This is a genomic window from Falsiroseomonas sp. HW251, assembly GCF_050563545.1.
GTDB lineage: Bacteria > Pseudomonadota > Alphaproteobacteria > Acetobacterales > Acetobacteraceae > Falsiroseomonas.
Genome location: NZ_JBNXUM010000003.1, coordinates 1 through 19,899 on the forward strand (window position 1 = coordinate 1; position 19,899 = coordinate 19,899).

The 19,899-nt window shown below is 71.6% G+C and carries 21 protein-coding genes; 16 read left to right on the plus strand and 5 right to left on the minus strand.

From position 1 onward, the window contains the following. The first annotated feature begins 27 nt into the window (after positions 1-27). Positions 28-927 carry a polysaccharide deacetylase family protein gene (locus ACLF3M_RS03605; protein WP_430655480.1) on the plus strand — a complete coding sequence of 300 codons (900 nt, stop codon included), beginning with the start codon at positions 28-30 and terminating at the stop codon, positions 925-927. Next, positions 924-1,814 carry a polysaccharide deacetylase family protein gene (locus ACLF3M_RS03610; RefSeq protein ID WP_430655481.1) on the plus strand — a complete coding sequence of 297 codons (891 nt, stop codon included), beginning with the start codon at positions 924-926 and terminating at the stop codon, positions 1,812-1,814. The genes ACLF3M_RS03605 and ACLF3M_RS03610 overlap by 4 nt, the downstream gene beginning before the upstream one ends. On the opposite strand, the gene ACLF3M_RS03615 is transcribed toward ACLF3M_RS03610, so the two are convergent. Continuing rightward, the gene (locus tag ACLF3M_RS03615; protein WP_430655482.1) at positions 1,802-2,710 is read right to left on the minus strand and encodes an isocitrate lyase/PEP mutase family protein; all 909 of its coding nucleotides are present in this window, start codon (positions 2,708-2,710) and stop codon (positions 1,802-1,804) included. The two genes, ACLF3M_RS03610 and ACLF3M_RS03615, sit on opposite strands and share 13 nt — an antisense overlap. A gap of 172 nt (positions 2,711-2,882) precedes the next feature. On the opposite strand from ACLF3M_RS03615, the gene ACLF3M_RS03620 reads away from it, so the two are divergent. The 10 genes from ACLF3M_RS03620 (at position 2,883) to ACLF3M_RS03665 (ending at position 12,002) form a co-directional block, all read left to right on the plus strand. After that, the gene (locus tag ACLF3M_RS03620) at positions 2,883-4,811 is read left to right on the plus strand and encodes an elongation factor G (RefSeq protein WP_430655483.1); all 1,929 of its coding nucleotides are present in this window, start codon (positions 2,883-2,885) and stop codon (positions 4,809-4,811) included. Between the two features lie 89 nt (positions 4,812-4,900). Next, positions 4,901-5,242 carry an STAS domain-containing protein gene (locus tag ACLF3M_RS03625; protein ID WP_430655484.1) on the plus strand — a complete coding sequence of 114 codons (342 nt, stop codon included), beginning with the start codon at positions 4,901-4,903 and terminating at the stop codon, positions 5,240-5,242. Further along, positions 5,232-5,672 carry an ATP-binding protein gene (locus ACLF3M_RS03630; RefSeq protein WP_430655485.1) on the plus strand — a complete coding sequence of 147 codons (441 nt, stop codon included), beginning with the start codon at positions 5,232-5,234 and terminating at the stop codon, positions 5,670-5,672. The genes ACLF3M_RS03625 and ACLF3M_RS03630 overlap by 11 nt, the downstream gene beginning before the upstream one ends. Positions 5,673-5,771: 99 nt before the next feature. Then, positions 5,772-6,827, plus strand: a complete 1,056-nt coding sequence (gene pstS / locus ACLF3M_RS03635) for a phosphate ABC transporter substrate-binding protein PstS (RefSeq protein WP_430655486.1) — start codon at positions 5,772-5,774, stop codon at positions 6,825-6,827. A gap of 4 nt (positions 6,828-6,831) precedes the next feature. Beyond that, positions 6,832-7,797, plus strand: coding sequence for a phosphate ABC transporter permease subunit PstC (gene pstC, locus ACLF3M_RS03640; protein WP_430655487.1), 966 nt, complete (start codon positions 6,832-6,834; stop codon positions 7,795-7,797). A gap of 4 nt (positions 7,798-7,801) precedes the next feature. Continuing rightward, positions 7,802-8,713, plus strand: a complete 912-nt coding sequence (gene pstA / locus ACLF3M_RS03645; protein ID WP_430655488.1) for a phosphate ABC transporter permease PstA — start codon at positions 7,802-7,804, stop codon at positions 8,711-8,713. Positions 8,714-8,727: 14 nt separating this feature from the next. Continuing rightward, positions 8,728-9,552 carry a phosphate ABC transporter ATP-binding protein PstB gene (gene pstB / locus ACLF3M_RS03650; RefSeq protein WP_430655489.1) on the plus strand — a complete coding sequence of 275 codons (825 nt, stop codon included), beginning with the start codon at positions 8,728-8,730 and terminating at the stop codon, positions 9,550-9,552. A 13-nt stretch (positions 9,553-9,565) separates the two neighbouring features. Then, the gene (gene phoU, locus ACLF3M_RS03655) at positions 9,566-10,288 is read left to right on the plus strand and encodes a phosphate signaling complex protein PhoU (RefSeq protein ID WP_430655490.1); all 723 of its coding nucleotides are present in this window, start codon (positions 9,566-9,568) and stop codon (positions 10,286-10,288) included. Positions 10,289-10,294: 6 nt separating this feature from the next. Continuing rightward, positions 10,295-11,005, plus strand: a complete 711-nt coding sequence (gene phoB, locus ACLF3M_RS03660) for a phosphate regulon transcriptional regulator PhoB (RefSeq protein ID WP_430655491.1) — start codon at positions 10,295-10,297, stop codon at positions 11,003-11,005. Positions 11,006-11,024: 19 nt separating this feature from the next. Continuing rightward, entirely contained in the window at positions 11,025-12,002 is a 978-nt protein-coding gene (locus tag ACLF3M_RS03665; RefSeq protein ID WP_430655492.1) for a 1-aminocyclopropane-1-carboxylate deaminase/D-cysteine desulfhydrase, read from the plus strand. Here the strand turns inward: ACLF3M_RS03665 and ACLF3M_RS03670 are convergent. Next, positions 11,999-13,000 (minus strand): hypothetical protein, encoded by a 1,002-nt coding sequence (locus ACLF3M_RS03670; protein ID WP_430655493.1) that lies wholly within the window; start codon positions 12,998-13,000, stop codon positions 11,999-12,001. The genes ACLF3M_RS03665 and ACLF3M_RS03670 overlap by 4 nt on opposite strands. A gap of 145 nt (positions 13,001-13,145) precedes the next feature. On the opposite strand from ACLF3M_RS03670, the gene ACLF3M_RS03675 reads away from it, so the two are divergent. Then, positions 13,146-13,562 carry an OmpA family protein gene (locus ACLF3M_RS03675; protein ID WP_430655494.1) on the plus strand — a complete coding sequence of 139 codons (417 nt, stop codon included), beginning with the start codon at positions 13,146-13,148 and terminating at the stop codon, positions 13,560-13,562. A 77-nt stretch (positions 13,563-13,639) separates the two neighbouring features. After that, positions 13,640-15,445 (plus strand): DNA helicase RecQ, encoded by a 1,806-nt coding sequence (gene recQ / locus ACLF3M_RS03680; RefSeq protein ID WP_430655825.1) that lies wholly within the window; start codon positions 13,640-13,642, stop codon positions 15,443-15,445. 116 nt (positions 15,446-15,561) lie between these two features. Here the strand turns inward: recQ and ACLF3M_RS03685 are convergent, their stop codons facing one another. Beyond that, positions 15,562-15,831, minus strand: a complete 270-nt coding sequence (locus ACLF3M_RS03685; RefSeq protein WP_430655495.1) for a hypothetical protein — start codon at positions 15,829-15,831, stop codon at positions 15,562-15,564. A gap of 56 nt (positions 15,832-15,887) precedes the next feature. Further along, complete coding sequence (locus ACLF3M_RS03690) at positions 15,888-17,117, minus strand: amidohydrolase family protein (RefSeq protein WP_430655496.1); 1,230 nt, start codon at positions 17,115-17,117, stop codon at positions 15,888-15,890. Between the two features lie 102 nt (positions 17,118-17,219). Between ACLF3M_RS03690 and ACLF3M_RS03695 the strand changes: the two genes are divergently transcribed. Further along, positions 17,220-17,843 carry a TetR/AcrR family transcriptional regulator gene (locus ACLF3M_RS03695; protein ID WP_430655497.1) on the plus strand — a complete coding sequence of 208 codons (624 nt, stop codon included), beginning with the start codon at positions 17,220-17,222 and terminating at the stop codon, positions 17,841-17,843. Further along, a complete protein-coding gene (locus ACLF3M_RS03700) occupies positions 17,840-18,307 on the plus strand; it encodes a cupin domain-containing protein (RefSeq protein ID WP_430655498.1) in 468 nt (155 codons plus the stop codon). Before ACLF3M_RS03695 ends, ACLF3M_RS03700 begins: the two co-directional genes overlap by 4 nt. Positions 18,308-18,334: 27 nt before the next feature. Here the strand turns inward: ACLF3M_RS03700 and ACLF3M_RS03705 are convergent, their stop codons facing one another. Then, on the minus strand, positions 18,335-19,897 hold the full coding sequence (locus ACLF3M_RS03705; RefSeq protein WP_430655499.1) for an acyl-CoA synthetase: 1,563 nt from the start codon (positions 19,895-19,897) through the stop codon (positions 18,335-18,337). Positions 19,898-19,899 lie beyond the last annotated feature (2 nt).

Consider the following 19,899-nt stretch of genomic DNA (forward strand, 5'->3'; position numbering starts at 1 on the left):
AAATCGTAAAACAGCCCCCGAGGCCCCGTGATCGCCGGCGAAGACCGCCTCCTCCACGCCCCCCTGCCCTTAAGGCCCAGGCTGACCTGGCCGGGCGGCGCGCGGATCGCAGTCTGGGTCTGCCCGAACATCGAGCATTACGAGTTCAAGCCCGCCCTGATCCGCCAGCGCGACCCCTGGCCGCGCACGCCGCATCCCGACGTGCTGTCCTATTCGCTGAAGGACTACGGCAACCGCGCCGGGCTCTGGCGGATGATGGAGGTGATGGACGCCCACGGCATCCGCGGCACCGTCTCCTTCTCCATGGCCGTCGGCGACATGTTCCCCGAGGTGCTGGACGCCATCCTCTCCCGCGACTGGGACGTCTTCAGCCACGGCCTCTTCAACACGCGCTACCACTGGGGCTTGTCCGAGGAGGAGGAGCGCGCGGAGATCGAGGCCTCCGTCGCGGCCTGGAAGCGCCTGTCGGGCAAGCGGCTGCGCGGCTGGTTCTCGCCGGCGGCGTCCAACACGCTGCGCACGCCCGATCTCGTGGCGGAGGCCGGCATCGACTACCTCTGCGACCTCTACCACGACGACCAGCCGACGCCGGTGCGCGTGCGCCGCGGACGGCTGATCACGCTGCCCTACCAGATGGACCTCAACGACGCCGTCGCGATCGGCGCCGGCGCGATGGACGGCGAGGAATTCGCCGGGGCCGCGCGCGACATGTTCGACACGCTGTACGCGGAAGGAGAGGCGCAGCCGCGCGTGATGTGCGTCGCGCTGCATCCCTACATCATGGGCCGGCCGCACCGCGCGATGTATCTGGATGCGATCCTGGCCCATATGCGCCGGCACGACGGCGTCTGGTTCGCGACCGGCGCCGAGATGGCGGATTGGTACCTCGCCCACCACTACGACGCCGCCGTGGCGGCCGCGCGATGATCGCGCGCGGCCCGGATCACGCGATCCATCCCTATGCCGCGCAGCCCGCGCGCCCGGATTTCCGCTGGCCCGGCGGCAGGCGCGTCGCGGCCTATATCCTGCTGCACATCGAGCACACCGAGATCGAGCCGCCCGCCGACGCGCATCGCGACCCGCGCTTTCGCGGCGCCTTCTTCACGGGCACGCCGGACTGGCATTCGTATTCCTATCGCGACTACGGCAACCGCATCGGCGCCTGGCGCATCCTGGACCTGCTCGACGCGCTGAAGCTGCCGGCCGGCGTCGCCGTGAACCTGCTCGCGGCGCGGCGGCATCCCGAACTCATCGCGGCCTGCGCGTCGCGCGGCTTCGAGCCGGTGGCACATGGCATCTCGGCCTCACGCATGATCACCGCGCGCTTGGACGAGGCCGAGGAGCGTGCCGCGATCGCCGAGGCGCGCGACGGCTTGGCCGCGATCTGGCCTGGTGCGACCGGCTGGCTCGGCCAGGACCACGGCGCGACGGAGCGCACGACGCGGCTGCTGGCCGAGGCCGGCTTCGCGTATTCGCTGGACTGGGCGAATGACGACGAGCCCTACCGTCATGCCTCGGGGCTGCTGGCGCTCCCGCCACCGGGCGAGTGGGACGATGTGCAGACGCTCTGGCTGCGCCGCGTGCCCGTGACGCGCTGGCCCGGGCTGATCCGGGACGCGCTGGACCGGCTGGAGAGCGAAGAGCGCGGCGGGCGCGTGCTCGGGATCGGGGTGCATCCCTGGATGCTCGGCGCGCCGCATCGCGTGCGGTATCTGCGGGAAAGCCTGGAGGACCTGGCGCGGCGCGAGGGGGTTTTCGTGGCGACAGCGGGCGAGATCGCCGCGTACGCCGCCACGCAGCTTCAGCGGGCGTAGCGCTTCTCCATCGCGTAGTACGCGTTGAAGCCGACAGTGTCGTAGAGCTCGTCGAAGGGCAGCAGACGGTCGGGCCCGGGATGGCCGCCGGACGCGATCAGCGCCAGCGCGTCCTTCTGTGCCTTGATCACCGCGTTCAGCAGCGTCACGCCGAGCAGCAGGATGCGGTAGCCGATCGCCTCCGCTTCCGTCGCCGTCAGGAAGACGCGGCCGGGCTTCTCTATCTGGGCGAGCATGGTCGGCACGCCGCGCGTGACGCGGTGCAGCGCCTCCATCTCCGCCGTGCTCGCCGGCGCCTCGAAATAGACGACGTCGGCGCCGAGATCGGCGAACGCCTCCGCCCGCCACAGCGCCTCCTCGAGCCCGACCGCGGCGCGGCTGTCGGTGCGGCCGATCACCAGCAGGTCGCCGCCCGCCCGGCGGATCGCATCGCGCGCCTCCAGCGCGGCGCGCAGTCGGATCAGCGCCTCCTCGCGCGGCGCGACTTCCAGCCCCTGGGCGAAGCCGCAGCGCTTGGGGAAGACCTGGTCCTCGATCATCACGCAGGCGAAGCCGATCTGGTGATAGCCGGCGACGGTGCGCCGCACATTGATCGGGCTTCCGAAGCCGGTGTCGGCGTCGCCGATCACGGGGATGTCGGTCGCCGCACAGACCTCCCGCCCCGCATCCAGCAACTCCCGGTAGGAAACCAGGCCGGCATCCGGCAGCCCCAGGCGCGCCGCGCTGACGGCGTAGCCCGAGAGGAAGGCCGCAGGGAAACCGGCCTGCGCGATCAGCCGCGCGCCGAGCGCATCATGGCAGCCCGGCACCACCGCGATGCCCTTGCGATCCAGCACGGCGCGCAGCCTGGCGGCGGGGGAGGGCAGCGGGGCGGTCGGCTCGGGGTCCAGGATCATGCGGGCTTCCTCCTCGGCCGGACCCTCGCATGGCCGACCCGTGCCGGCCACCCGCGCGGTTTTTCCTCGCCCCCGGCCCGGCCTGCGTTATCGTCGCGCTGACGGGTCCCCCGACCCGACGGGGACCCCGCCCTAGCAGCACGGCCGAGCACGGCCGCGGAGGAAGGCGCCCATGTCCCCAGGCACGCACGGCCCCAGGGTCGCCGCGCTGATTGGTCCCTACGCCAGCGGCAAGTCCGCGCTGTTCGACGCGATGCTCGGCGCCGCCGGCCACCCGACGCGCCGCAGCGGCAACGGCAGGACCCATCACGCCGGCACCGAGATGCGGGTCGGTCAGGCGAGCTTCCTCGGCGACCCCTGGACGCTGCTGGACTGCCCGGGCTCGATCGAGTTCGGCCATGCCGCGACCTGCGCGCTGGCGGTAGCCGACATCGCCGTGGTGGTGGTCGACCCCGACCCCGCCCGCGCCGGCATGGCCGCGCCCTGCCTGCGCCAGGTCGAGGAGCTCGACATCCCCGCCGTGGTCTTCGTGAACAAGCTCGACACGCTCACGGCCTCCCCGCCTGAGCTGGTGGAGGCCTTGCAGGCTCATACCCGCCGGCGCCTGCTGCTGCGCCACCTGCCCTGGCGCGAGGGCGAGCGGATCGTCGGCTATGTGGACCTCATCAGCGAACGCGCCTGGCGCTTCGTGAACGGCACGGCCTCCGAGCCCGCCCCCTTCCCCGAAGCGATGCGCGGCGCCGAGGCCGAGGCGCGCGCCGCGCTGGCCGAGGCGCTCGCCGACGCCGACGACGCCCTGCTGGAGGCTATCGTCGAGGACCGGGCGCCGGACGCCGCCGCCCTCTACCGCCCGCTGCATGCCGAGGAAGCCGCAGGCCATGCCATCGGCGTGCTGCTCGGGGCCGCGGAACATGCCTCCGGCGTGCGGCGCCTGTGGAAGGCGCTGCGCCACGACGCGCCCGACGTCGCCGAGACCGCCGCGCGCCACGGCGTCCCCGCCGGCGCGGAGCCCCTCGCCCAGGTCTTCCGCACGGTCCAGGCCGGCCATGCCGGGCGGCTGAGCTACGTCAGGCTGTGGCGCGGCGCTGTGAAGGACGGCGGTGCGCTGGACGGCCAGCGCATCGGCGGCCTCTGGCGGTTCCCCGGCGGCGAGCCGATCAAGGCGAGCGACGCGGTGGCCGGCGACGTCGTCGCGCTCGGCCGTCTCGACCAGGCCGCGACCGGCGACACGCTGGGCGGGCCACGCCTGCCCTTCCCGGCGCCGCCGCCCGCGACCTATGCCCTGGCGCTAGAGCCGGAGGACCGCAAGGACGAGGTGAGGCTCGGCGCCGCCCTGACCCGGCTGGTGGAGGAGGACCCCTCGCTCATCATCGAGCAGGCCGCCGAGACCGGCGAGACCATCCTGCGCGGCCAGGGCGAGCAGCATCTCCGCGCCGCGGTCGAGAAGCTCGCGCAGACCGTGAAGCTCGCCACCCACCGCCCGCGCGTGCCGTACCGGGAGACGATCAAGCGCCAGGTCCGCCACCACGCCCGCCTGAAGCGTCAGACCGGCGGCCACGGCCAGTTCGCCGATGTGACGATCGAAGTTGCGCCCCGGCCGCGCGGCACCGGCTTCGCCTTCGTTGACCGCATTGTCGGCGGCGCCATCCCGCGCAAGTTCATCCCGGCCTGCGGCGACGCCGCGGAGGAGGCCGCGCGCAAGGGCCCGCTCGGCAACCCCGTCGTGGATATCGAGGTGACGCTGGTGGATGGCGGCTTCCACAGCGTAGACAGCTCCGATATGGCCTTCGCGACCGCGACGCGCATGGCGCTGCAGGAGGCGCTGGCCAAGGCCGAGCCCGTGCTGCTCGAGCCCGTGGAGCAGGTGACGGTCGAGGTCCCCTCGGCCTTCACCCCCGCCGCCCAGCGCCTGCTGACCGGCCGCCGGGGACAGATCCTGGGCTATGCCGAGGACCCCGCCCGGCCCGGCTGGGACCAGGTGGAGGCCATGGTCCCGGCGGCCGAGCTGCACGACCTCATTTTGGAGCTGCGCGGCCAGACCCAGGGCCTCGGCACCTACCGCCACCGCTTCGACCATCTGGCGGAAAGCCGATCACGCTAGGCAACCCCTGCGGGTCTGGCATAGCATCCTCGCTCGACCGGTCACCGGCCGGCAACGAGGCCGGCCAGGGCCATGGCGGAGGGTTCGCAGTGCGATTCGAAGTGGTGGAAGTCAGCCCGACGGTGAACAAGCTCGTCATGGTCGGCCGCCTGGATTCGGCGACCGTCGGTGGCGTCGAGGCACCCTTCACCGCCGCCGTCGCCGCCGAGGGCAAGAGCGCGATCCTCGACATGCGCCAGCTTGAATTCCTCTCCTCGCTCGGCATCCGGCTGCTGCTGTCATCGGCCCGGGTCGTCACCCGCCGCGGCGGCAAGGTCGTGCTGTTCGGCGCGCAGCCCATGGTGGCCGAGGTGCTGACCGCCATGGCGCTCGACGCCGTGCTGCCGCATGTCGCGACCGAGCCGGAGGCAATGGCCAAGATTGCGGCCTGACGCACCCACCCTGACGCGCGACGTCCCGCTCGACATTGCCGCCGTCGAGGCGGCGCAGGACGAGATCGCCGCGTTCCTCGAGGAGCGCGGCGTACCGCCTGCGGCCTGCTACAAGCTGCGCCTGATCGTCGAGGAATTGCTGGCCAACCTGATCATGCACGGCCGGTTCGACGGCGCGCCGCCGCCGGCGAAGGTCTCGGTCGAGATCACGCCGGACGCGCTGCTGCTCACGATCGAGGACGCCTCCGCCCCGTACGACCCGCGCGAGGCGCCGGAACCCGCGGCGCCGAGCCTCGACGACGACAAGGTCGGTGGGCTCGGCTTGTCGCTGGTGCGGCGCATGGCGGAGATCCGGTCCTACCAGCGGCTGCCCGAGGGCTGGAACCGCTGCGAGATGGCCCTGCCGCTCGGGGACGCGCCGGCGGGCTGACCAATCCGCCGGCGCGTCGTCATCGTTCTGTCACAAAACTGCAATCGCCCGGTCTTGGCGGAGGTCTAGAAGGCGTCCGCACGACCGGAGCGACTCCGCTTGAACAGGCGAACCCTTCTTCTCGGCAGCAGTGCGGCTCTCGGCGCGATGGGGCTGCGGCCCGCCCTGGCCCAGGCCGCCACGGTCACCGGCGCCGGCGCCACCTTCCCCCGCCCGGTCTATGAACGCTGGGGCCAGGCGGCGCGGGAGCCACTGGGCGTCACGCTGAACTACCAGTCCATCGGCTCCGGCGGCGGGATCAACCAGATCACCAACCGCACCGTGGATTTCGGCGCCACCGACGCGCCCCTGCCGGAAGCGCAGCTCACCGAGCGCCGGCTCATGCAATTCCCGACGGTGATGGGATCCGTCGTGCCGATCGTGAACATCCCCGGCGTCGCCGACAACGCGCTGCGCCTGACGCCGGAGGTGCTGGTCGAGATCTACCTCGGCACCATCACCCGCTGGAGCGACGCGAAGATCGCCGAGCTCAACCCGGGCCTGCGCATCCCGAACCTGCCGGTCAGCCCGGTCTATCGCGCCGACAGCTCCGGCACGACCTTCGTCTTCACGAGCTACCTCGCCCGCCTGAGCCCGGCTTGGAAGGACGGGCCGGGAGCCGGGACCTCCGTGCAATGGCCGAAGGGCCAGGGCCAGCGCGGCAACGAGGGCGTCTCCAACGCCGTGCGCAACACGCCGGGCGCCATCGGCTACACCGAGAATGCCTATGCCACCGTGAACCGCCTGGTCTCGACGCAGCTGCGCAACCGCGCCGGCAACTTCGTGAAGCCGGAGATGGCCAACTTCATCGAGGCCGCGCAGCAGGCGGATTGGAACGTGCCAGGCTTTGCGGCCGACCTGATCAACCTCGGCGGCGCCGGTACCTGGCCGATCGTCTCGCCGACCTTCATCCTGGTGCCGACCGACGTGACGGCGGAGAAGGCGGAGACGCTGCGCAACGCGCTGCGCTTCTTCGACTGGGCCTTCCGCAACGGCGCCGAGGCCGCGCGGCGGCTGGAATACATCCCGCTGCCCGAGGCCGTGCAGGACCAGGTGCGCGGCGCCTGGACCCGGCTGCGCGCGCCAAGCGGCCGGGCGCTCTGGCCGGTCGGCTGACGGCGTGTCGCTCGCCATCGCCCCTGCCGCCGCGCGCCGATCCTCCGGCAGCGTTGGCGACCGCGTCTTCGAAGCGCTGTGCCGCGGCGCCGGGCTGCTGGTGCTGGGGATCCTCGGCGCGATCATCCTGACGCTGTTCCTGGGCGGGCTGCCGGTCTTCCGCGAGTTCGGGCTGCGCTTCCTCACCAGCACGGACTGGAACCCCGTCGAGGGGCGGGAGAGCTACGGCGCCGTCGTCGCGGTGCTGGGCACGCTCCTGACCGCGGTGCTGGCGATCCTCGCCGCCGTGCCGGTCGCCTTCGGCGTCGCGGTCTTCCTGACGGAGCTCGCGCCGCCCTGGATGCGCCGCCCCGTCGGCACCGCGATCGAGCTGCTGGCCGCGGTGCCGTCCATCATCTACGGCATGTGGGGCCTCTTCGTCCTCGTGCCCTTCGTGCAGGTGCACATCCAGCTGGCGTTCGGGGAGACGCTGGCGGCGATCCCCGTCATCGGATGGATCTTCGCGAGCGACAACTACGCCGGCACCTCGGTTTTCGCGGCCTCGCTCGTGCTCGCGATCATGATCCTGCCCTTCATCGCGGCGACGATGCGCGACGTCTTCTCGCAGGTGCCCCCCGTCTACAAGGAAAGCGCCTATGGCCTGGGCGCGACGCGGTGGGAGGTGATCCGGAGCGTCGTGCTGCCCTACACCCGGATCTCCGTCGTCGGCGGGATCATGCTGGGGCTCGGGCGCGCGCTCGGCGAGACGATGGCGGTGACCTTCGTGATCGGCAACGCGAACCGGCTCCCGGGCTCGCTCTTCGATCCTTCCAACACCATCGCCTCTGTCGTCGCGCTGGAATTCCCGGAAAGCCTGGCGGGCAGCCTGAAGCAGTCGGCGCTGCTGGCGCTGGGCTTCCTGCTGTTCGTGATCTCCTTCCTCGTGCTCGCGGCGTCGCGCTGGCTGCTGCGCTCGCGGCTGAAGGGCTGAGGCGATGTCGGCGACGACCCTGCAGCGCCCCGCGCTTCGATCGGCCAAGGATCTCGAGGTTGCCGCGCGGCTGAACCGGCGCCGGCGCCTGGTGGACGCCGCGATCCGCTGGTTCTGCATCGGCGCGACCGCGGTCGGGCTGTTCTTCCTAGCTTCCATCCTGCTGACGCTGGCCTGGCGGGGGCTGGAGGCGATGGCGCCCACCATCTTCACCCGCGCCTTCGAGCCCACGACCTATGGCGACGACAGCCTGCCCACGGGCGGGCTGCTGCATGCGATCGTCGGCACGCTGATCCAGGTCGGCGCGGCGACGCTGATCGGCACGCCGATCGGGCTGCTCGTCGGCACCTATCTCGCGGAGTACGCGCGCAACTCGCCGCTCGGCAACGCCGTGCGCTTCGTCTCCGACGTGCTGCTCTCCGCGCCGTCGGTGCTGATCGGACTCTTCATCTACCAGCTCGTGGTGCTGCCGATGGGCGGCTTCTCCGGCCTGGCCGGCGCGCTGGCGCTTGCGATCATCGTCATCCCCGTCGTCGTCCGTACGACGGAGGACATGCTGCAGCTGATCCCCGTTGCGCTGCGCGAGGCGGTGATCGCGCTCGGCGCGCCGAAATGGAAGATGATCGTGCTCGTCTGCTACCGCGCCGCGCTGTCCGGCATCGTCACGGGCGGGCTGCTCGCGGTGGCGCGCATCACCGGGGAGACGGCGCCGCTGCTGCTGACCTCCTTCGGCAACAACGTCGTGACCGCCGATCTTGGCCAGGCCATGTCGAGCCTGCCGATCGCGATCTACCAGCAGGCCAATTCGGGCTTTCCCGACCTGGTCGCCATCGCCTGGACTGGCGCGCTGATCACCACGCTCGGCGTGCTCGCCATCAACATCCTCGCCCGCGCGCTGATCCGCTCGCGACAATGACCGGAACCCTGACCATGGCCGACGCCTCCGCGATCGAGGCCCCCTTCGGCGGCGTGCAGGCACGCTCCGACACCGCGGTCAACGCGGTCTCCCGCATCTCCATCCGCAATCTGCGCTTCTGGTACGGCGAGAACGAGGCGCTGAAGGGCATCAACCTCGAACTGCCGGACCGCCAGGTTACGGGCCTGATCGGGCCGTCGGGCTGCGGCAAATCCACGCTGCTGCGCGTGCTGAACCGGATGTACAGCCTCTACCCCGGCCAGCGCGCCGAGGGCGAGGTGATCATGGACGGCGCCAACCTCCTCGATGGCGGCGTGGATCTGAACGAGCTTCGGTCCAAGGTCGGCATGGTGTTCCAGAAACCCACCCCCTTCCCCATGACGATCCACGAGAACATCGCCTTCGGCGTGAAGCTGCACGAGAGGCTGTCGAAGTCGGAGATGGACGACCGCGTGGAATGGGCGCTGACGCGTGCCGCGCTCTGGTGCGAGGTGAAGGACCGGCTGCATGCCTCCGCGCTCGGCCTCTCGGGCGGGCAGCAGCAGCGGCTTTGCATCGCGCGCACGATCGCGGTGCGGCCCGAGGTCATCCTGCTGGATGAGCCGACCAGCGCGCTCGATCCCATCAGCACGCTGAAGATCGAGGAGCTGATCGACGAGCTGAAGCGCGACTTCACCATCGCGATGGTCACGCACAACATGCAGCAGGCCGCACGCTGTGCCGACCAGGTGGCGTTCTTCTACCTCGGCGAACTGGTGGAGGTCGCGCCGGCCGCGCGGATGTTCACCGCGCCAAAGGAACGCCGCACCCAGGAATACATCACCGGCCGGTTCGGCTGAGGAGACCCCCGCCATGCCGACCGACAGGGCCGACCACATCGTGCGTTCCTATGATGAGCAGCTGCGCAGGCTCCGCGACATGGTGGCCCGCATGGGCGGGCTCGCGGAGCGCCAGGTGCATGACGCCACCCAGGCGCTGGCCCGCCGCGACGCCGCGCTCGCGGCCGAGGTCGTCGCGCGCGACGCCGCGCTCGACCAGCTGGAACGCGAGATCGAGGCCTTCTGCATCCGCATCCTCGCGACCCGCCAGCCCATGGCGCAGGATCTCCGCTTCATCGTCGCGGCCATGAAGGTCAGCCACGACCTCGAGCGGATCGGTGACTACGCCCGCAACGGGGCCAAGCGCAGCGTGGTGCTGGCCCAGCAGCCCGCGCTCGGCAGCCTCAACGGCTTCCAGCGCATGTCGGTGATGGTGCAGGAGAACCTGAAGCTCGCCATCGACGCGCTGGTGAACGACGACGCGGACGCGGCGCAGCGGGTCTGGGCCTCCGACGAGCCCATCGACAACGTCTACAATGGCATCTTCCGCGAGATGCTGACCCACATGATGGAGGATCCCCGCAACATCACCGCGGCGATCCACCTCCTTTTCATCGCCAAGAACCTCGAGCGCATCGGCGACCACGCCACCAACATTGCCGAGACCGTGCATTACGCCGTGCGCGGCGACAGCCTGCCGGAGGACCGCCCCAAGGCCGACGCCTCGGCCTATGCCGTCATCCGGCCGCCGGAGTAAGGCGCGATGGCCGAGGCGAGCGGCTTCGCGAAGCCGACCATCCTGGTCGTGGAGGACGAGGCGCCGCTGCTGACGCTGCTGCGCTACAACCTGGAGAAGCAGGGCTTCCGGGTTGAGGAAGCCGCCGACGGCCAGGAAGCGCTGCTCCGCGTCTCCGAAAGGACACCTGACCTGATCCTGCTGGACTGGATGCTTCCGACCCTGTCGGGGATCGAGGTCTGCCGCCAGATCCGCCGCAAGCCCGCCACGCGCGAGTTGCCGATCATCATGGTGACGGCGCGCAGCGAGGACCAGGACGCGGTGCGCGCACTGGACACCGGCGCGGACGACTACATCGCCAAGCCCTTCGCGATGGACGCGCTGCTGGCGCGCATCCGCGCGCTGCTGCGCCGGTCGGGCGCCGCGCCAGCCAGGGGAAGGCTCAACTGGCAGGACATCGTGATGGACCAGGACGCGCATCGCGTCACGCGGGGCGGGCGGTCGCTGCATCTCGGTCCCACGGAATACCGGCTGCTGGAGTTCTTCCTGCAGCATCCCGGGCGCGTCTTCTCGCGCGAGCAGCTGCTGGACGGCGTCTGGGGCCGCGACATCCATGTCGAGCCGCGGACGGTCGACGTGCATATCCGCCGGCTGCGCAAGGCCGTGAACGGGGATGGCGAGATCGACGTGATCCGCACCGTGCGCTCCGCGGGTTACGCTCTGGACGTCGAGGGGTAGCGCGCGCCAGGATCGGCGCATGCCGCGCTTCCCGCTGCTTGCCGGACCAACGCCCTATGAGGCCGCGCCGCATCTGGCCGCCGCGCTCGGGCTCGGGCGGCTGCATGTGAAGCGCGAGGACCTCTCGGGTGCCGCGCTCGGCGGCAACAAGATCCGCTCGATCGAGCTGATCCTGGGCGCCGCGCGCGCGGCCGGCGCCGACACCGTGCTGACCACGGCGGCGAGCCAGTCGAATTTCTGCCGCGCGCTGGCGGGCTGCGCCGCGCGCGCCGGCATGGGCTGCCGCCTGCTGCTGCGGCGCGCCGGCGGGATGGAGGAGACCGGCAACCTGCTGCTGATGCGGCTGTTCGGCGCGGAGATCGCCTGGACCGACGCGACCGATCCCTGGGACCCCGCGATCACCGCCGAGCTCGATGCGATGGCGGATGCCGTGCGCGCGGAGGGCGGCGTGCCCTTCGTCGTGCAGCTGCCCGGCGAGACCGCGGCACTCGCGGCCTCGGCCTGGGCGCTGGCGGCCGAGGAACTGGTCGAGGATTTCGACCGCGCGGGCAGCGCGCCGGACCTGCTGGCGCTGGCCTGCGGATCGGGGCTGACGTTGGCGGGGCTGGCGCTGGGTTTCGCGGAACTCGGGCTTCCCGTGCGGCTGCTCGGCGTGTCTGTCCAGCAGCCGGTCTCCCGGCTGCGCCCCTGGGTCGAGGAGGTCGTCGGCCGCACCGCCGCGCTGCTGGGCTGGGATGCTGCCGGCGCGATGGACCGCGTGACGATCACCGACGACCGCATCGCTCCGGGCTATGCGAAGCCGAGCCCCGACGGTCTCGACGCCCTGCGCCTGGCCGCCCGGACCGAGGGCCTGGCGCTCGACCCCAGCTACACCGCCAAGGCGATGGCGGGGCTCGCCGGCGCGGTCGGCGGGCTGGTGCCGCGCCGTGGCGCGGCGGCCTTCCTGCATTCCGGCGGCACGCCCACGCTGTTCCAGCAGGCCGCGGCGCTGCGTTAACTTCCGGCCTCCATCCGATACAGCGGCACCAGCGCCAAGCGGCGCAGCGCGTTGCGGGCCAGCGCCTCGATCTCGCGCCGGTCGGTGGTGTCGGGGTCCACGGCCAGCCAGGCCGCGGCGAGACGGCGCCAGAAGACGCCGAGGTCGAGCAGCCGGTCGCGGTAGCCTTCCTGCTCGCGGATCAGCCGCGTCGGCGAATCGATCGGGGATTCGCGCCGCATCGCCAGGCCGGCCTGGGCCAGCAGCCATTCCGCGGTCTGCCGCGGCCGGCCTATCTGCGGCAGCAGCGCGTCCAGCGCGCGGGTCAGCAGGTCCCCGGCCCAGCGCCGGTCGGCGCCGAGCGAATCGCGGGCTCGGCGCAGCATCCGCTCCATCGCGGAGTAGTCGGGCTGGGCGGCAGCGACCTGCAGCACGCGCGCATGGGCGTTCGAGAGCTTCTGCAGCCGGCGCGCCAGCGGCGCCATCGTCGCCATGGAGAAGCCGCCCTGGGTGATGCATTGCGCCACCGCCTGCTCGAACATGTCGGCGCCGGGCGGCACGCGGCGCATCGCATCCGCCAGCGCCAGGCCTTCCTCCCCCGCGGTGGCGGCGAGCCGCGCGACGAGGGCGCTGGTCGCGGCGTAGAGGTGATGATCCTCCGGCAGTTCGGCGTCGTCGTCGAGCAGCACGGCGGGCACGGGATCGCCCGGCTGGATCCGGTCCACGCAGCGCAGCGCCGGCGGGATCAGGCGCAGCAGGCGGAAATCGCGCGTGCCGGGCTCGATGTCGAAAAGCTGGTGCGCGCTTTCGAGGTCCACGACCATGCGCAGATGCGCGAAGGGCCGGACCACGCCAATCCCCCCCGCCGCATCGCGTTCGAAAGCGAGTCCCTGCTCGCGCAGCCAGGCTGCCTCGAAGTCGAATCGCGGGGGCGGCCAGGCCTCGTCCCCCGCCGTGCCGGGGAAGCGCACCGGGTCGAACCGCTTGGGGTCGGGCAGCCTTTCATGGGTCGGGGCCATGAAGGAGGCGGAGTCGGATCGGGCCGGTGCGGTGGACACCCTCTCAAACTGAGGGAGGATGGTTAACGCTGCGTGCGCGACTCTGGATTGACGCATGGCCGTCCGGCAGGCGACGAATGGCTCGGATAAAACTGGAGCGATTCGCATGCGGCGCCGCGCTGCTCTTCTCACCTCTCTCGGCTTACCCGCGCTGGTCGCGGCCTGCGGCAACCGCCAGCGCATGGACCTGCTGTCGCAGCCCACGCGTTCGGTCTTCTTCGCCGATGACAGCGTGGCGCTCGATGCCGCGGCGCAGGGCGTGGTCCGGGACGTTTCCGACACCTACAAGCGCTACACGCGGACCTGGTCGCGCATCCAGCTCGTCGGCTACGTCGCGCCGGAGCCGGGTCAGGCGCCGCTGGTCTCCCTCTCCCGCGCGCGGGCCGAGGCGGTGCGCAACGCGCTCATCGCGGACGGCGTGCCGGGCAACATCATCACCTTCGAGGGCCGCGGCGCCGCGGCCTTCTCCAGCCCCGACATGGCCGTCGAGGCCCGCCGGGTCGATATCCGCTTCGCGCTCTGATGATTCGCGCGCGGGCCGGCACGGTCCGCGCGCGCAACCCCGGCTGACGGATGCGCGTGGCCGTGGCATCCCACGACATGCCCTATGATGGCCGATTCGCCGGCGATCCGCTCCAGGTCCTGAACGCCGTCTTCGGCCATCCCGGCTTCCGCGGCCGGCAGGAGGAAGTGGTCCGCCACGTCGCCGGCGGCGGCTCCGGCCTAGTGCTCATGCCGACGGGCGGTGGCAAGTCGCTCTGCTACCAGGTGCCGGCGCTGTGCCGGGACGGCGTCGGCGTCGTGGTCTCCCCCCTCATCGCGCTGATGGAGGACCAGGTCGCGGCGCTGCGGCAGCAGGGCGTGGCCGCGGCCGCGCTGCATTCCGACCTGCCGGAAGGCGAGGCGCGCGGCGTCTTCCGTGACCTGCACGACGGCACGCTGAAGCTGCTCTACGTCTCGCCGGAACGGCTGCTGCTGGAGAGCATGCTGAACCGGCTGGAGCAGCTGCCCGTCGCGCTGTTCGCCATCGACGAGGCGCATTGCGTCAGCCAGTGGGGGCATCACTTCCGGCCGGAATACCGCGGTCTCGGCGTGCTGTCGGAACGGTTCGGGCGCACGCCGCGCCTCGCACTCACCGCGACGGCCGATGCCCGCACGGTGGAGGACATCCGCGCCCAGCTCGGCCTGCGGGACGACCCGGTCTTCCGCGGCGGCTTCGACCGCCCGAACATCCGCATCGAGGCCGCGCCGCGCGAGAGCGAGCGCGCGCAGCTCCGTGCCCTGCTGAAGGAACAGGCCGGCACGCCGGGGGCGGGCATCGTCTATTGCGGCACGCGGGCCAGGACCGAGAAGACGGCCGAGGCGCTGCGCGCCGACGGCTTCGACGCGCTCGCCTTCCATGCCGGGATGGACGCCGAGGCAAAGCGGGACGCGCATCGCCGCTTCGCCCGCGGCGACGAGGTCATCATGTGCGCGACCATCGCCTTCGGCATGGGGATCGACCGGCCCGACGTGCGCTGGGTCTGCCACCTCGACCTGCCGCGCAGCCCGGAGAGCTGGTACCAGGAGATCGGCCGCGCCGGACGGGATGGCCTGCCCGCGCGCGCCCTGCTCCTGTATGGCGCGAACGACATCGCGCTGGCCCGCCACCGGATCGAGGAAAGCCCGGCCGCGCCGGAGCAGAAGCGGATCGAGCGGCAGCGGCTGGACGCCATGACGGCGATCGCCGAGGCGCCGGCCTGCCGCCGCAAGCTGCTGCTCCGCTGCTTCGGCGAGGACACCGAGAGCGAGAACTGCGGCAATTGCGATGTCTGCCACGCACCGCCGAAGCTCTTCGACGGCACGGTCGCGGCGCAGAAGCTGCTGTCGGCGGCCTACCGGACGGGGCAGCGCTTCGGCGTGCTGCACCTCGTGGACGTGCTGCGCGGGCGGCTGACGGAGAAGGTCGCGCAGTTCTCGCATGACCGGCTGCCGACCTTCGGGATCGGCAAGGACGAGCCCGACGGCTTCTGGCGGTCCGTCGCGCGGCAGCTGGTGGCGCAGGGCGCGCTCGACGTCGCGGTGGAGAACCATGGCGAGGTCGTGCTGGCCGAGGAGGCACGGCCTATCCTGAAGGGCGAGCGCAAGGTCATGCTGCGCGAGGAGATCGCGAAGCCCGCCGGGCCGAAGGCGCGCGTGACGCCGGCGGCCTCCGGCGATCCGCTGTTCGAGAAGCTCCGGGAGTGGCGGCGGACGGAGGCGCAGGGCCAGGCGGTGCCGCCCTATGTCATCTTCCACGACAAGACGCTCGCCGAGATCGCCGCCGCGAAGCCGCGGACGCTGGACCAGCTGGCGGCGATCAACGGCGTCGGCGGGAGCAAGCTGCAGCGCTACGGCGCGGCGGTGCTGAGGGTGATCGCGGCATAGCCCGCGATCGGCCTGAGTGTGCGCACAAGGTGGGCACGCCAGGCCGTGAATCGCCGGGCCAGGGAAAGCTGGACCCGTATCGGGCTGACGACAGTCAGCCCGATACGGGTCCAGCCTCAGGGCGCCGGCACGAGCGGGCCCCAGAGGCGCTGCTGGCGCTGTTCCTCCCAGCGCCGGATCTGCCAGTCGCGGTCGGGCGGGCGGCGGTCGAGGGCGCGGGCGCGGGCTTCCGCTGCCTGGCGCTCGCGCTGGCGGGCCCACCATTCGTCACGGCGGCGGGCCTCCTCCTCGGCGCGGCGGCGCAGCGCGTCGCTGGAATAGTGCGGCGCGGGATCGGCGGCGGCCGGCGAGGCGAGCAGCAGGAGAAGGACCTGGCGGCGGAGCATGAAAGGCGAACGCGGCGGGACGAGGCGAGGCTGCGCCGCGCCTGACGAGGAGAAGGTCAGAACGCCTCCTTCACGAACCTCCCGCCCAGCATGATGGCGCTGATGTGCTTCCCCTGCCCCGTCAGCAGCGAGAGGTCCTTCAGCGGATCGCCTTCCACTACGATGAGGTCGCCGAAGGCGCCGGGGGCGACCACGCCGACCTGGCCTTCCATCCGCAGCAGCCTGGCCGCGTGCATCGTCGTGCTGCGGATCACCTCGATCGCCGGCAGGACCTCGCCGCGGATCACGAATTCCTGGGATTGGTGGCGGTGCATCTCGCCGAGCAGGTCGGTGCCGAAGGCCATGGTCAGCCCGGCGCGCTTCATCTTCTCCAGGCTCTCGAGGCCGGCGAGCCGCACGGTGTCGATCTTGGCGACGGATTCCGGCGGCAGGCCGAGCGACGCGCCCTCGTCCTTCAGCGCCTGGTAGGTGACCAGCGTCGGGCAGGCGATGGCGCCGGCCTCGGCCGCCTTCCGTGCGGTCGCTTCCTCGATGAGGTTGCAGTGTTCCAGGCTGCGGACGCCGCATTCGACGGCGCGGCCGATCGCCTCGTCGGTGTAGAGATGCGCGGCGACATAGGTCTGCGCCATCGCGGCTTCCTCCACCGCGGCGCGGATCTCGTCCTTGCTGTAGCCGAGGAAGGCGATGGGGTCGGTCGGGGACGCCACGCCGCCATTGGCCATGATCTTGATGTAGTCCGCGCCGCCCTTGATCTCCTCACGGGAGGCGCGGCGAACGGCGTCCACGCCGTCCGCCAGCCGCCCCAGCGCGCCGAGGCGCTGTTCCAGCCAGTGCCTGTCGCGATTGTCCCAGCGGCCACGCCCGTCGCTGTGCCCGCCGGTGGCGCTGATCGCCTTGCCGCAAAGCACCATCCGCGGGGCGTCGAAATGCCCCTCGTCGCGCGCGGCGCGCAGGCCCTGCGTGGCGCCGCCGAGGTCGCGGATCGTGGTGAAGCCGCGCATCAGCATCCCGTGCATGATCCGCGCGGCGCGGAAGGCGACGAGCGCATCGGGCAGCAGCGCGTGGCGCTCCAGGTTCACCTCCGACGCGATGACATGGACATGCGCGTCGATGAGGCCGGGCATCAGCGTGCGGCCGCGGAGGTCGATCTTCCGCGCGGACGCCGCCGCGATGCGGGTGTCCGATACCTCCTTGATCCGGCCGTCCTCGACCAGAACATGGCCGTCCACGGCGTGGTCGGCGCTGCCGTCCAGGATGCGGGCGTTCTCGAACAGCGTGGCGCTCATGCGGCGGTCCTCCGGCAGGGCGCGCAGGCTAGGCCGGGGCCGGGCGGGCGCCAACCGGGCGACGCTTGACGGGGCAGATCTTTTCATGTCATTGATAGTGACATGAATACGGCCGTCATGCGGAAATACGAAAGCCCGCTGCGCCAGGCACAGGCCGAGGAGACGCGCCGACGCATCCTGGCGGCGGTGGAGACGCTGCTGCAGGCCGAGCCGGAGGCGCCGCTCTCCTTCGACGCGGTGGCCGCCGCCGCGGGCGTCGAGCGCCGCACCGTCTTCCGACACTTTCCCAACAAGGACGCGCTGCTCGCAGCCTTCTGGACCTGGCTGAACCAGCGCGTGGCGCTGCGCACCTGGCCGGAGACCGAGGCCGACTTGCGGACCATGCCGGCCGAGACCTTCGCCGGCTTCGACCGCCATGACGGCGTGATCCGCGCGGCGCTCGCCTCGGCGTCGGGACGGGAGATGCGGATGGGGGTCAATGCGGAACGCCAGGCCGCGTTCCGGGCGAGCCTGGCCGAAGCCGCGCGCGGCGTGGACCCGAAGCGTGCGGACCAGGCCGCGGCGGTGGCGCAGTTGCTGTTCAGCGCGAGCGCCTGGCAGAGCCTGAAGGATTATTGGGGCATGGACGGCAAGGCGGCCGGCGAGGCCGTCTCCTGGGCCATCGCCGCGCTGGCCGAGGCGCTGCGGCGCGAGGCCGCATTGAAGAGGAAGGAGGAAAGGCGATGAGCGTGACGCTGACCAGGGCCGAGGCCCTCGAGACGCTGTGGGTCATGGCGGACCGCATCCGCTTCGCGGGCGTGCTGCCGGGGACGGACCTCGTCGTCGCGGAGGTGACCGTGCCGCCGGGCGCGGGCACGCCGATGCACGCCCACGCCTCGCCCGAGCTGTTCCGCGTGATGTCGGGCATACTCGATTTCGAGACGCTGGAGGATGGCGCGCGGAAGGTGATGCGCGCGGGCCCAGGCGACGTGCTGCGCGTCGCGCCGCAGGCGCCGCATGGCTATGCGAATGCGGGCGAGACGCCGGCCGAGGTGCTGGTCGTGCTGGACCGGACGATGGAGGCGTTCTTCCGCGAGATCGGCAGCCCGGAGCCGGCGCAGGGCCCTCCGGGGCCAGAGGATTTCGCGCGGATCGGCGCGGCCTGCGCGCGGCACGGGATCGCGTTCGTCGAGGTGCCGAAGGCGGCGTGAGGGACAGGGGGCGGTGCCGGCTGACGCTCAGAACGCCACCCCCTGCTCCGCCAACCGCGCCTTGACCAGGGTCTTCGGCACCTTCCCGTAGCCCGATTTCGGCAGCGCATCCCACACCACGACCCGCAGCGGCTGCTTGTACTTCGCGATGCGGTCCTTGAGGTGCGCGAGCACCGCGGCCTCGTCCACGCTCGCACCATCCCGCGGCACGACGCAGGCGACGCCGGCCTCGCCCCATTTCGGGTGGGGAAGGCCGACGACCGCGCATTCCGCGACGGCGGGATGCGTGAGGATCGCCTCCTCGGCCTCGCGCGGATACACGTTCGACCCGCCGGAGATGTACATGTCCGACGCGCGGCCGGTGATCCAGAGGAAGTCGCGCGCATCCATCCGGCCGAGGTCGCCGGTGTGGAACCAGCCGCCGGCGAAGGCTTTCCGAGTTGCCTCCTCATTCTCGAAGTAGCCCGCGAAGACGGCCGGCCCTTTCACGCAGATCTCCCCGACCTCGTCCGGCGGCAGGCGCGTGCCGTCCGCGTCGAGGATCGCGACCTCCATGCCGGTCCGCGCGACCCCGCAGGACCCCGCATTCTCCAAGACGTGCATGTCCGGGCGCAGCACCGTGATGTTCCCGGTGACCTCGCCTAGGCCGAAATACTGCACGAGGCAGGGGCCGAGCTTCGCGAGCGCCTCGGCCTGGTCGGCCTCATACATCGGCGCGCCGGCATAGATGACGTGGCGGAGCGACGAATGGTCGTGCGCGTCCACGGCGGGGTGGCGGACCAGCGCCGTCAGGATGGTCGGGACGGTGAACATGTTGGAGACGTGGTGCTTCTCCACCAGCGCCCAGCACTCCGCGGGGTCGAGCTTCTCGGTCGCGGTCAGCACGGTGACGGCGCCGCGCGCGACCTGGCTGAGCTGGTGGATGCCGGCGCCATGCGACAGCGGCGCAACGACGAGAGACGCATCGCGCTCCGTCGTGCCGGGGACCAGGTCGGCCAGGTGGTTGGTCACGACGAAGCTCATCTGGCCATGCGTCAGCACCGCGGCCTTCGGCCGGCCCGTCGTACCGGAGGTGTAGAAGAACCAGCAGGGGTCGTCATAGGCGACCTCGGCTTCCCTGTCAGGCAGCGTCGGCGCGGAGGCCGCGAGCAGGTTCTCGTAGTCCAGCTCGTTGGGCTCGCGGTCGTCCCAGGCAATGACCTCGCGGAGATGCGGGGACGCATCGCGGACGGCCTCCGCATGCGCGCGGAAGCCCACGTCGCGCAGCATGACGACGGCGCGCGAGGAGGCGCCGAGATACGCAACCTCCTGCCGCGCCAGGCGGAAGTTGGTGGGCACCCAGACCGCACCGGCCTTGAAGCAGGCCCACATGGATTCGAACATGCGGTTAGAATTGCGGGCGTGGACGAGGACACGATCGCCCTTGCCGACGCCGAGGCCGCGGAGCGCTTCGGCCAGACGATCCACGCGGGCGTCGAGCTCGGCGAAAGTCCAGATGCGGTCGCGCCAGACGAGCGCGGGGGCATCGGGGATGCGCCGCGCGGTCTGGGTCAGGAGGCGGCCGAGATTGGCGGCGGTGGCGGGGCCCAAGG